This window comes from Flavobacterium sp. LHD-80, from assembly GCF_030929605.1.
In the GTDB taxonomy this organism is placed as follows: domain Bacteria; phylum Bacteroidota; class Bacteroidia; order Flavobacteriales; family Flavobacteriaceae; genus Flavobacterium.
This window is the reverse complement of sequence record NZ_JAVFVS010000009.1, coordinates 11,009-24,701: the sequence shown is the minus strand read 5'-3', so window position 1 is coordinate 24,701 and position 13,693 is coordinate 11,009. Positions and strand designations below refer to the sequence as shown.

Sequence of the window (13,693 nt, the reverse complement as noted above, 5' to 3'; positions counted from 1 at the left end):
TGACAATTTTTTTCTGTTTCCAATATTAAAATTTAGACAATCAAAAATAGTTAGATGAAGAAAATTTTTTTAGCAGCGACACTTTTTTTAAGTGCCCAGATTAATTTTGCACAAACAAATGAATGGGAAAATCCTCAAATATTAGATAGAGGAAAAGAACTAGGAAGAAGCTCATTTCTTTTGTTCAGCAATGCAGATGAATTAAAGGATAACAATCCTAAAAAATCGGCATTGTACCAAAGTCTTAACGGAACTTGGAAATTCGATATTGTAAAAACGCCATCACAAAGACCAACGGATTTTTTTGAACCTGCTTTTGATGTCAGTAAATGGAAAGAAATTCAGGTGCCTTCAAACTGGGAATTGCAAGGCTATGATATTCCAATTTATACAAATATTACCTATCCGTTTCCTAAAAATCCGCCTTTTATCGCAGGAGATTATAATCCGGTAGCAAGTTACAGACGCAATTTTACAGTTGCTGATTCTTGGAACGATAAAGAAATTATACTTCATTTTGGTTCTATTTCTGGTTATGCCAGAGTTTTTTTAAACGGAAAAGAAGTCGGAATGACCAAAGCGTCTAAAACTCCGGCTGAATTTAATATTACTTCTTTTTTAAAGAAAGGAGAAAATTTAATTGCGGTTCAGGTTTTTCGCTGGCACGATGGAAGTTATTTAGAAGATCAGGATTTCTGGCGATTAAGTGGTATTGAACGTGATGTTTATTTACAAGCAATGCCTAAAACGGCTGTTTGGGATTATTTTGTAAAAAGTGATTTGGACAATCAATACAAAAACGGAATTTTCAACCTTGATATTACTTTGAAATATTTCGAAAATAATAAAATTAAAAACCCATCGGTTAAAGTTGAATTGTTTGATAAAGAAGGAAAAACAGTTTATTCTGAAAGCAAAAAAGTAAATGCTAAAGAACAGCAAATCAGCTTTTCAAAAACAATTGAAAACGTAAAACAATGGAATGCTGAAACACCAAATTTATATCGTTACACCATTACATTATTAGATAATAAAGGAAATGTGCTTGAAGCCGTTTCTAAAAAAACAGGTTTCAGAAAAGTAGAAATTAAAGATGCACAGCTTTTGGTTAATGGAAAAGCAGTGATGGTAAAAGGGGTAAACATTCACGAACATGATGATGTAAACGGACACGTGCCAAGTCCTGAATTGATGCTGAAAGACTTGCAGTTAATGAAGGAATTCAATATCAATGCAATTAGAATGAGTCATTATCCGCACGACACACATTTTTATGATTTATGTGATGAATATGGTTTTTATGTAGTTGATGAAGCGAATATCGAATCACACGCAATGGGAGCAGAATGGCAAAACTGGTTTGACCAGAAAAAACATCCTGCGTATTTGCCAGAATGGGCACCGGCGCATTTAGACCGTATTAAAAGAATGTTTGCTTTTGATAAAAATCATCCGTCAATTATTATTTGGTCTTTAGGAAATGAGTGTGGAAACGGCCCCGTTTTTTACGATGCTTACGATTGGTTAAAACAAGTTGATTCAACGCGTCCAGTTCAATTTGAGCAAGCTGGCGAAAACAGAAATACAGATATTGTTTGCCCAATGTATCCAGGAATAAAAAGTATGAAAAGTTATGCATCGGCAGATAAAAAGCGTCCTTATATTATGTGTGAATACGCTCATGCAATGGGGAACAGCGGTGGAAATTTTCAGGAATATTGGGACATCATCAACAGCAGTAAACACATGCAGGGCGGTTTTATTTGGGATTGGGTAGACCAAGGAATAAAAACGAAAGATGCAAACGGAAAAACATTTTGGGCTTACGGTGGTGATTTAGGTGCTTCTAAACTTCAAAATGATGAAAATGGTTGTGCTGACGGTGTAATTTTTTCAAACAGAACTCCAAAACCAGCTTTAAGCGAAATTAAAAAAGTATATCAAAATATTCATTTTCAGCTTAGTAATGAAACAGATTTAACGGTGACAAACCTTTATAATTTTACCAATCTTTCTGATTTTAACTTTAAATGGGAATTGGTTAAAAACGGTGTTGTTGCAAAATCAGGAGAATTTAATCTCGATGTTGCGCCTGAAGAAAACAAAAAAGTAGCTTTAAATTTAGGTTCAATCGATTCTGATTCGGAGTATTTTGTGAATGTTTATGCGGTTTCAAAAAATGATGCTCCATTGGTTGCTAAAGGACATGAATTTGCCAGAGAGCAATTTGCAATAGGAAAAGGTTCTTATTTTAAAAATAATGCAATTCAAAAAAGCGAATCAAAATTAAAATATACGGTTAAAAATAATATTGTTTCGTTTGAAACAGAAAGTGTTGCAGGAGAATTTGATCTTCAAAAAGGAGAAATCTTAAAATACAATTTGAAGAATAATGCAGATGTTATTTTCACGAATTTCCCAACTCCATATTTCTGGCGTGCTCCAACAGATAATGACTTTGGAAGCAACATGGAAAATAAATTAGTAGTTTGGAAAGAAGCTTCAAAAAATGCAACAGTTGTAAGTGTTGTTTTAGACAAAAAAAATACTAATGGTTTAGCAATAAAAGCTGTTTACAAATTAGCAACAGTTGATGTTCCTTACACAGTAGCTTATTTGATTCAGAATAATGGTGAAATAAAAGTTACTGCTTCTATTGATTTGGCTGGGAAAGAATTGCCAGAAATGCCTCGTTTTGGAATGCGTGCGCAATTAAACGGAAGTTTTGATAATTTGAGTTATTACGGAAGAGGTCCGTGGGAAAATTATTCAGATAGAAATTCGGCGGCATTCATTGGTGAATATTCAGATAAGGTTATCAATCAGTACACTAAAAGTTATATTCGTCCACAAGAAGGCGGTTATAAAACGGATGTTCGCTGGCTGGCTTTAAAAAATGCAAAAGGCCAAGGTTTAAAAATCGAAGGATTACAGCCACTTGGTTTTAGTGCATTGAATATTTCGACAGAAATGCTGGACCCAGGAAAAACAAAGGCGCAACGTCATCCATCTGATTTGGATTTAGATTCTACACAAGCAGTTTATCTTCATTTAGATTACAAACAAAGAGGTGTTGGTGGCGATGACAGTTGGGGACGTTTGCCTCACGATCAATATCGTTTAACAGATAAACAATATACTTACTCTTATATAATTTCATTGGTTAATTGATAAGAATTGTATTGTAAGTGTTTTTTTTACATGAAAAACCTATGATTTATTTTCATAGTTTTTTTTTAAGATTAATTTAATAATTGTATTTTTCACACGAATAATTTATGATTCTGATTTTTTAAAGGAAATAATACTATTCAGAAAAAAATATACTTAATCTCAAATCCGAAATTTTGAAAACCAAAATTCTATTTTTTTTAGCGTTTATAGTTTATTTCACAGCTAATTCACAGACTGTAGGGAATTCTATTCCAAAATTTGGACAAAAAAAATATGATATTGGTTATCTCGGAATCAAAAATGGGCTTGCAAATAATGCTGTAACTTCAGTTTACAAAGACAAAAGAGGTTTAATGTGGTTTGGAACCTATGACGGAATCAGCCGTTATGATGGTTATAATTTTCTGAGTTTTAGGAACGAACCAAACGACGTTAATTCCTTAGTAAACAATAGAATTGTAAGTATTTGTGGTACTCAAAATGAAATTTGGATTGGAACAAAAGGAGGAATAAGTGTTTACGATTATCTTGGAAATAAGTTCATCACAAAAAGTTACATAAACGCCAAGACTTCTAAAAGCGAAAAGATTGATTTTGTGGTCAATCAAATTCGCGATTATCAATCAAAAATGTATATCGCGACCGCTGGAAAAGGTTTGCTTTATGCGACAGGCGAACAAGAAAAAATTTTTCAGATTCCGCTTTTGGCAAACGGGAAACTGCAATGGGATTTCCACGTACAAGAAATGGATTTTGACCCGTCAGGCAAATTATATTGTTCTGTTGCCGGAGTAGGTTTAGTGGCAATGGAATCTGGAGGAAAACAACTTTCGGTTGTTTTTTCGAGTACTGTAGGCAGTGGTTGTATTTTATTCGACAAGTTTTCAAATATTTGGTTAGCAGCAGAGGAAGGCCTTTTAAAATACAATATAAAAAATAAAACGCATCAACTTTACACCAATCAGGAAATTCAATATCCAATTTCTGACTTAATGTTTAAGGCTTCTGCCAATGAACTTTGGATCGCTACAAACGGAAATGGAGTTGTAAAATACAAATACAACACAGATTCTTTTTCGCTTTTAAGTGCTTGTCTTGATGACGAAAAACTAAACAGTAATGCGATTTCATCTTTGTATTTAGACAATGAAAACAGAGTTTGGATTGGAACTTTGAGAGGAGGCGTAAATACGATCGAAGAAACAAAAAGTCCGTTTGTGACGATTTCTAAAAACGACAAATCAAAAAACACCCTTCCGAGTGATTTTATTCTTTCTTTATGTGAACAAGATTCAGAAAATCTTTGGGTTGGGACAGATGGCGCGGGCGCAAGTTTGTGGAATAGAAAAACGAATACATTTACTAATTATTCATACAACTCAAATAGCTCAAATTCACTAAGCAATAATTTCGTATCTGTTATTTTAAAAGATGCTAAAGGAACTTGGTTTGGAACCTACGGAGGAGGAGTTTGTCTCTTTAATTCACAGACACATAATTTTAAGAAATACAATCTTTTTAATCCTAAAATCAAAGCAGTTCAAAAGAATATTTGGGTATTATTTCGAAGTAAAAATAATGTTTTGTGGGTTGCTTCTCCAGACGAAGAAGGTTTGTATCGCTACAATGAAAAAACGGATCAATTTGATTTTGTCGATGCCGGAATTCGTGGTATCATTTCGATGGCAGAAGATAAAAGCAATCTTTGGATTGGGAATTTTTCGAAGTTATTTCAGTTCGATCCAAAAACATTGCAACGACGAGAAGTTGATGTAAAGTATCCTGTTCGTTCTATAGTTTCCCATTCAGAAACAAAAATGTTGGTTGGGACAGAAGGCGGTGGATTGATGCTTTTTAATCCGAAAACTTTTGAACGAAAATTTCTGACACAGCGAAATGGTCTTCCAAATAACTCCATTTTAAATATTGTCCGCGATAAACAAGGCGCTTATTGGTGCAGCACTTACAACGGAATATTTGTATATAATGTTGACACCGGAAAAATCACAAGTTATCATGATGCTGACGGACTTCAGAGCAATCAGTTTAATTACAATGCGGCGTTGCGACTTTCTACTGGTGAAATCGTATTTGGAGGCATTAAAGGTTTTAATATTATCAATACAAACGTCAACAGCCAGGTTCACGCTTTTCCAAAGGTGGTTATCACTTCGATTAAAGTAAATAACAAAGTTTATGATCAAGCGGGTTTAGGCGCATTTGGAATTGATAAATTAAAATTGTCGTTTGATGAATCGATGTTGAATATCGATTTTGCTGCGCTGGAATACAGCCTTCCAGAGAAAATTTCATACGCTTATTTTTTAGAAGGATGGGATTCGCAGTGGCATTATGTAGATAATATCAGAAGCGCCAATTATTCTAGAATTACAGAAGGTGATTATGTCCTAAAAATTAAATCAACAAATGCGGAAGGTGTCTGGAATACAAAAGCTATTTCAATGCCTATTACAATTTTACCTCCTTGGTACAGAAGTGGTTGGGCTTATTTCTTTTATTTTGTGGCACTTGTTCTTGCAATTTATGTAGTAGATAAATATCAGCGTCAACAGGCGCGATTAAAATACGAAGTTCGACTTTCTCAGGATTTGGCAAAACAGGAAAAAGAACTGAACGAGAAAAAACTAACTTTTTTTACCAATATTTCTCATGAATTCAGGTCGCCATTAACCATGATTATCAATCCGCTGAAAGATATTATTTATGGCGCTGAACAGCAGATTGATCCCGCAGCAATTGAAATGGTGTACAGCAATTCAAGAAGATTATTGAGTTTAGTAGATCAGTTGCTTCTTTTTAGAAAAACGGAAACTGAAACAGGAAAATTAAAAGTAGGACAAATTGATATTGTTGAATTGTGCAAAGAGGTTTTCAGTTGTTTTGTGCATCATGCTAAATCAAAAAAAATAGATTACAGTTTTAGTATTTCAGAAGAAAACTTGATGGTTTATGTCGATCGGGAAAAGATAGAAATGGCTTTGTTTAATTTGATTTCGAATGCTTTAAAGTTCACTGAAAAAGAAAATGGAAAAGTTGCTGTCAATTTGCGTTGCACAGAAAATGAGATTATTATAAATGTTATTGATAACGGAGAAGGAGTTGTAGATGCTGACAAAGACAAAATTTTCAACTTGTTTTATCAGTCGGGTAAAAACATCAAGAATAACCGCAAAGGATTCGGTATTGGTTTGTATCTCGTAAAACAGTTTATAGAACAGCATCACGGAAAAGTAAGTTGTCGTGATAATGAAAATGGAGGTTCTGTTTTTGAAATGAAACTGCTTCTTGGAAAAGAACATTTTGGAGATATTGAAATTCGTGAGGATTTAAGTGACCGAACTTTATTTTTAGATGAAGCTTTGGAAGATACTGTAATTCGCGAAAATGTTTTGCCAACTGTTGAAGAACCAGAAAATGTACATGATTTAATTAAGGATGCAAAAAGTATTTTAATTGTTGATGACAATGTTCAAATCAGAAATTATTTAAAGAGAATATTAACGTCTAAATACCATGTAACTGCGGCTGAAAATGCTGAAATGGCTTTAAGTATTGTCAAAAAAGTACAGCCCGATTTAATTATTTCGGATGTTGTAATGGGCGAAATGAACGGCGTAGCATTCTGTAAACACATAAAAACCGATCCCGATTTAAAACATATTCCCGTAATTCTTTTAACGGGAGGAACCTCTGAAGATGTGAAATTGAAAGGTGCCGAAGTTGGTGCCGATGATTACATCACAAAACCATTTGACAACGATTATTTATTGGCGAGAATTAATGGAATCCTGACCCGCCGTGACAGTGAACAGAATTACCTGCTTAATTCGGTTACAAAAAATGTTGCCGGACCAAAACTCTCTGATGAGGATAAAAAACTGCTCGATAAAATTATCGAACTCATTGATTCTAATTTGGATGTGGATAATTTTAATATTAAAGATTTGGCAAGTGAGTTAGGAATGAGTCATTCTTTGGTTTACAAAAAAATCAAAAAAATTACAGGAAAATCAGTTTTAGAATTTACCCGAAATGTGCGTCTTCGAAAAGTCGCAACATTATTAATTACAACCGATTTGCAAATAAGCCAAGCGGCTTCAATTGCTGGTTTTGGTGATATAAAATATTTCAGAAAACATTTCCAGCAGTTTTACAATCTGAATCCGTCAGAATTTAAAAAGAAGTACCAAAACGTGAAGGATAACAAATATATTCTGAATGAAAGTTTTTGGAAATCAACGTAGAAGTAAGAAGCAAGAAGAAAGAAAATATAAAAGAAAATATATGAGTCATCGTTTTAAAAATGCTGTTTTAGCAGTGTTTATTTGTTTGCTAGCTCTAAATGTTCAAGCACAATCAAAGAAACCCGAAAAAGATTCTCCAGAAAAAGTTAGGGAGTTTTTTGTGGCTTCTTTAGTTAAAATTGGAGATCCAGTTTTGACTGCTTTGAGCAATAATCAGTTGAAAACGCTGATGCCAGTTGAAAAATCGCCAGGAGCGTGGGATGATAGAACGCATGTAACATATTTAGAAGCTTTTGGAAGAACACTTTCTGGAATGGCTCCGTGGTTGGAATTAGGCCCAGACAATACTCCGGAAGGAAAATTAAGAGCAAAGTATATTGCTTTGGCACAAAAATCAATTCATAATGCAACAGATCCAAACGGAGCAGATTTTATGAATTTTGTAAAAGACAAACAACCATTGGTAGATGCTGCTTTTTTTGCTCAAGCTTTGATGCGCGCGCCAAAACAGCTTTGGGAACCGCTTGATGCCGTTACAAAAGAAAATGTGATTAAGGCTTTGAAATCAACAAGAGTAATTGAACCCTATAAAAGCAATTGGCTTCTTTTTGCCGGAATAATCGAGGCAGCCATTATTAAATTTGATAAAGATGAAGATGCAAACCGTTTGAATTATGCTTTATCAGAACATAAAAAATGGTATTTGGGAGACGGAACTTATGGCGACGGACCTGATTTTCACTGGGATTATTATAACAGTTTTGTAATTCACCCAATGCAATTGGATATTTTAAATCTTCTAAAAGAAAAAAGTGAAGAGTACAAAAAAGACTTTGGAATAGAACTAAATAGAGCTAGAAGATATGCTGCAATTCAGGAACGATTAATTTCTCCTGAAGGAACTTATCCGCCAATTGGCAGATCGTTGGCCTATCGTTTTGGTGCATTTCAATTGCTTTCTCAGATTGCACTTTGGAAGGAATTGCCAAAAGAAATTGCTCCAGCTCAAGTTCGTTCGGCACTTTATTTTATGATTAATAATCAGATAAATGCAAAGGGAACTTTTGATAAAAATGGCTGGCTTCAGATTGGTTTATACGGTCATCAGCAAAATATTGGCGAAGGCTATATTTCAACCGGAAGTTTGTATTTGTGTACAGAAGCCTTTTTAGTTCTGGGTCTGCCAGTTTCTGACCCGTTTTGGGCTGACGCTTATCAGCCTTGGACACAAAAGAAAATATGGTGTGGTCTGGAAATCTCGATTGACCACGCTTCAAAATAACTAAACGCCTAATCTTACTATAATTATGTATTTTAAAAAATCAATTTTTATTGCTTTATCTGCTATTTCAATTGCAGTTGTTGGCTGTAAAAGCAGCGCAGTAAAACAGCAATCTGCAATAAAAGAATCAAAAAAAGATGTTGTTGCCATTATCGATAAAGTAAATAACCGCTGGCAAAGTACACATCCGGAACAAGGAAATTCTTTTTGGCATGTTTCGGCGTATCATACTGGAAATATGGAAGCTTACAAGGTAACTAAAAACAAAAAATATTTGGATTATTCGATGGCTTGGGCCGAGAAAAACCAGTGGATGGGTGCTAAATCAACTGATAAATCAGAATGGAAATACAATTACGGAGAAACAGACAAACATGTATTATTTGGGGATTGGCAGATTTGTTTCCAGACGTATATTGATTTATACAATTTTACAGGAAAAAAGGATCCGAATAAAATTGCACGCGCAAAAGAAGTTATGGAGTATGAAATGAGCACTCCAGCAAATGATTATTGGTGGTGGGTTGATGGCTTGTATATGGTAATGCCAGTAATGACGAAGCTGTACAACGTTACTGGAAATGAAATGTACCTTGAAAAATTACATTCTTATTTGCAATATGCTGACAGTATAATGTACGATTCGGAGTCAAAATTATATTTCCGTGATGCTAAATATGTGTATCCAAAACATAAAAGTGCAAACGGCAAAAAAGACTTTTGGGCGAGAGGTGACGGATGGATTTTTGCTGGTTATGCTAAAATTATTCAGGATTTGCCAAAATCAGCCAAACATAGAAATGAATATATCGCTCGTTTTAAAGAGATGGCGCAGGCATTGGCGGCACAGCAACAAAAAGACGGCTATTGGACCAGAAGTATTTTGGATCCAGAACATGCACCAGGACCTGAAACGAGCGGAACTGCTTTTTTTACTTACGGTTTTTTATGGGGAATCAACAATGGAATTTTAGATAAAAAAACTTATTTGCCAGTAGCAGAAAAATCTTGGAACTACTTAACCACTTTTGCACTTCAGACAGATGGAACTGTGGGTTACGTACAGCCTATTGGCGAAAAAGCAATTCCGGGACAAGTGGTCGATAAAAATTCTACAGCCGATTTTGGTGTGGGCGCTTTTTTATTAGCAGCTTCAGAAATGTATCGTTTTGTGAAATAATCTTCAGTAAAAGAATGATTAAATCGGCTTGATTTCTTCAATGAAATTAAGCCGATTTTCTTTTGTCAAAATGCACAAAAAGAAGTTTTAAAAGAGATAAATTCTAACTAAAAAGAAAAAGACATTGGGCCCTTTAAACTTCAAAAAAGTTGCTTTTTAAAAAATGAAATCTGCTAATATTTATATAAAATTTTGTGCTTCCTTCAAATATTACTTCCGATAAAAAGAGAATATATATTTATGAATTTTTGATTTATGCTGTGGATTTTTTTAGGAATGTCTTAAAAACTTAGTGTTTTAGCGGTCATATACCAATTTGCCCCTTCTTTATTATCATAAATCCCCCCTCTGCAACAGCAGTGTTCTGTTAGATTTGTAGCTCAAATCGAATGCTGTAATTCATAACAACTTCGATTTAAACCAAACTAATTATTTAACCAAAATTACAACCAAGAAAATGAAAAACTTTATTAGGAAGATGAAGACTCCTGATTATGTATCTGGATTTGATTTTAAAAAGAGACTTGCCATTTTTTGTGTGCTGGTTTCATTAACTCAAGTACAGGTATACGCAGGTGAACCTTCAGCAACAAATGCGCTGGAAAAAATTGAACAGCAAGATGGAATAAGCGGACAAGTTAAAGACCAAAAAGGAGTGCCGCTTCCAGGAGCTACAGTTTCGATTAAAGGAACGAAGATTAGTACCATTACAGATTTTGACGGAAAATTTAATTTAAAGGGAGATCAAAACGCAATTTTAGTGGTTTCTTATATTGGATTTGTGACTCAGGAAGTTCAAGTAAAAAATAAATCAAATATTACAATTCAGCTTATAGAAGATGCTGCTTCATTAAATGAAGTTGTCGTTGTTGGATACGGTAAAATGAAAAAAAGCGATTTAACGGGCGCAATTGTTCAGGTTAAACCAGATGCTTTAGCAAACCAAAATCCACAGACGGTTCAAGATTTATTAAGGGGAGTTCCGGGTTTAAAAGTAGGTTATGATCCTGCTGCAAAAGGAGGAGGATCTTTGCAGATTCGTGGGCAAACTTCTGTATACAATCCTGATGGTGCGGGTCATAATTCACCGCTTATTATTTTAGACGGAATGCAGTTCTACGGTGAGCTTTCAGAAATTAATCCGGATGATGTTGGTCAGATTGATGTTTTAAAAGATGCATCGGCAACAGCTGTTTATGGATCAAAAGCGGCGGCGGGAGTTATCGTTATTTCAACTAAAAAAGGAAAAACAGGTAAGCCTATTATTAATTTGACTACAAACATGACAATTGTAAATGAAAGTGCTTATCGTAATGTGTATTCTCCAGAAGGATATGTAAAATATCGTGAAGATTGGGAAACTGCTAAAACCTATGGTACAAATACTGCAACTGGAAATTATGAGGCGTGGGTTACAGGAACTGCAGCAGGAAAACCTGGCTATTACACAAATCCTAGTCAATTAAGTCAGTACGGTATTACTGAGGCGCAATGGTTAGCGTATCAACCAGCAGCTCAAATAGCAGGAAAAAGTTTAAATGAAGTTTGGGGACTTCGTTTAGGTATTACTGATGCTACGCTTTTGAAGAATTTTACAGATGGAAAAACGCACGATTGGTATGACAGTACTTTTAGAACTGGAATCAATCGCGATAATAATTTAAGTGTTTCTGGAGCAAGTGACAAAGTAAATTACTACATGTCTTTGGGTTATTTATCTTCAGAGGGAGCTATTCAAGGTAATGATTATACTTCAGTTCGTGCCAATATGAAAGTGGATGCTAAAATTACAGATTGGCTTGAATTTGGAGCAAACGTAAATTTTCAAGATCGTTCAGATGGAGATATTTCTGTAGGTACAGGAACAAATTATTGGGATGCAAATATGTTAAGAAACAGCCCGTTTGCTAATTTTAAAGAAGCAAATGGCGATTATGCTAGACAGCCAATGGGACCAACAATAGGTGGATACAATTATTACTATGATCGCCAGTATATGGACCTTGATAGAGGGTATACTGTACTGAATACCATTTTTAATACAAAAGTAACGTTGCCTTTCGATATTACGTATTCATTTAATGCTTCACCGCGTTATGAATTTTTTTACAACCGCTATTTTCAGTCGGCTGGGAATAAAAACTGGAGTGCTGCTAATATAGGAGTAGATAGAGAAAACGGTAAAAAATTCACTTGGAACATAAACAATACAGTAGCGTGGGATCACACATTTAATGGAAAACACCATATTATAGCAACTTTTGTTCAAGAAGCCGAAGATCTAAAAACATGGTCAGATCGTATTGATGCAAATAATATTCAGCCTTCAGATGCCTTAGGATATCACAATATTGCTAATGCAACACTAGCAAATAGTACGTTTACATCTACAGATACACACCAAACAGCAGATGCATTAATGGGAAGGCTTTTCTATTCTTATGACAATCGTTACATGATAACAGGAACGGTACGTCGTGATGGATATTCGGCATTTGGTGCTTCTTATCCTTACGCAACGTTTCCTTCTGTAGCATTAGGATGGAGCTTTAATAAAGAAAGCTGGTTTAAATGGGAACCACTAAGTACTGGTAAATTACGTTTGTCATGGGGTAAAAATGGAAACAGATCGCTTGCAGATCCATACTTGGCTTTAGCAAACTTAAGTTCTGGTACGGGAGCGACAATGGGATATCTTGATGCTTCAGGAAATATTGTTGATATGAAATATCTGGGAATCGACCGTATGGCAAATCCTAATTTGCAATGGGAAAAAACAACAGCAACAAATATTGGTCTTGATTTAGGTTTCTTAAATGACCGAATTACAAGTACAATCGATGTTTACAGATCGGTTACGAATGATATGATCATGAGCCAGCGTTTGCCTGTGTTTACTGGGTTTTCATCAATTGCAACTAATCTTGGAGAGGTTGAAAACAAAGGTATTGAAATAAGCCTTACTACTTTAAACATCAAGAAACCAAACTTTGAATGGACGACGATGGTCGCTTTTTCATACAACAAGAATATTATTAAAAGATTGTATGGCAACATGGAAGATGTTAAAGATGCCAATGGAAATGTCGTTGACACCAAAGAAGCTGATGACAAAACAAATGGTTGGTTTATTGGAAGACCGATTTCTCAAATCTGGGATTATAAAGTAATCGGAATTTGGCAGAAAGATGAAGCTGTAGAAGCTGCAAAATACGGACAACGTCCTGGTGACCCAAAAGTTGAAAATAGCTACACTGCTGATGATGTTAATGGAAAACCAACTTATAATGAAAAAGACAAACAGTTTTTAGGACAAACAGCGCCTCCAATCAACTGGTCGTTGCGCAACGAATTCAAAATTTACAAAAATTGGAATTTGGCAATCAATATGTATTCGTACATGGGACACAAATCACTTGATGGACGTTATATGAATAATTATAATGATGGAAGTTTGTATACAAACAACTACAATCCATTTGTAAATCCATATTGGACAATTGACAATCCAACGAATGACTGGGCGCGTCTTGACGCCAGAGGACCTGCGGGAGCTGGAGTAGCAAAATTATACGATCGCAGTTTCATTCGTTTAGACAATATTTCGTTGGCTTACTCACTTCCCAAAGATCTTATTGATCGTTTGCATGTGAGAAATTTCAAAATTTATGCTTCTGTTCAGAACGCTGCAACATGGTCAGCTTCTGGTGAATGGAAATATTATGGTGATCCGGAAACAGGTGGGCTTGCAACGCGAATGTTTAATTTAGGATTTAACGTTTCACTTTAAAA

The 13,693-nt window shown here is 34.9% G+C and carries 5 protein-coding genes; all 5 read left to right on the top strand.

Translation table 11 applies throughout. The features are described from left to right. Window positions 1–54 precede the first annotated feature (54 nt). The 5 genes from RB619_RS13070 to RB619_RS13050 all read left to right on the top strand — a co-directional run bounded on the left by RB619_RS13070 (window position 55) and on the right by RB619_RS13050 (window position 13,691). Window positions 55–3,171, top strand: a complete 3,117-nt coding sequence (locus RB619_RS13070) for a glycoside hydrolase family 2 TIM barrel-domain containing protein (protein WP_308098086.1) — start codon at window positions 55–57, stop codon at window positions 3,169–3,171. Window positions 3,172–3,347: 176 nt separating this feature from the next. Further along, the gene (locus RB619_RS13065; protein WP_308098085.1) at window positions 3,348–7,439 is read left to right on the top strand and encodes a two-component regulator propeller domain-containing protein; all 4,092 of its coding nucleotides are present in this window, start codon (window positions 3,348–3,350) and stop codon (window positions 7,437–7,439) included. Continuing rightward, window positions 7,414–8,721 (top strand): DUF2264 domain-containing protein, encoded by a 1,308-nt coding sequence (locus RB619_RS13060; protein ID WP_308098083.1) that lies wholly within the window; start codon window positions 7,414–7,416, stop codon window positions 8,719–8,721. The genes RB619_RS13065 and RB619_RS13060 overlap by 26 nt, the downstream gene beginning before the upstream one ends. Window positions 8,722–8,746: 25 nt before the next feature. Beyond that, complete coding sequence (locus RB619_RS13055) at window positions 8,747–9,901, top strand: glycoside hydrolase family 88 protein (RefSeq protein WP_308098081.1); 1,155 nt, start codon at window positions 8,747–8,749, stop codon at window positions 9,899–9,901. A 457-nt stretch (window positions 9,902–10,358) separates the two neighbouring features. Beyond that, window positions 10,359–13,691, top strand: coding sequence for a SusC/RagA family TonB-linked outer membrane protein (locus RB619_RS13050; protein ID WP_308098079.1), 3,333 nt, complete (start codon window positions 10,359–10,361; stop codon window positions 13,689–13,691). Window positions 13,692–13,693 lie beyond the last annotated feature (2 nt).

Bases quoted from the DNA above. Each gene is read 5' to 3' on its own strand.
- RB619_RS13050 (WP_308098079.1), top strand. From the start codon at position 10,359: ATGAAAAACTTTATTAGGAAGATGAAGACTCCTGATTATGTATCTGGA.
- RB619_RS13060 (WP_308098083.1), top strand. From the start codon at position 7,414: ATGAAAGTTTTTGGAAATCAACGTAGAAGTAAGAAGCAAGAAGAAAGA.
- RB619_RS13070 (WP_308098086.1), top strand. From the start codon at position 55: ATGAAGAAAATTTTTTTAGCAGCGACACTTTTTTTAAGTGCCCAGATT.
- RB619_RS13055 (WP_308098081.1), top strand. From the start codon at position 8,747: ATGTATTTTAAAAAATCAATTTTTATTGCTTTATCTGCTATTTCAATT.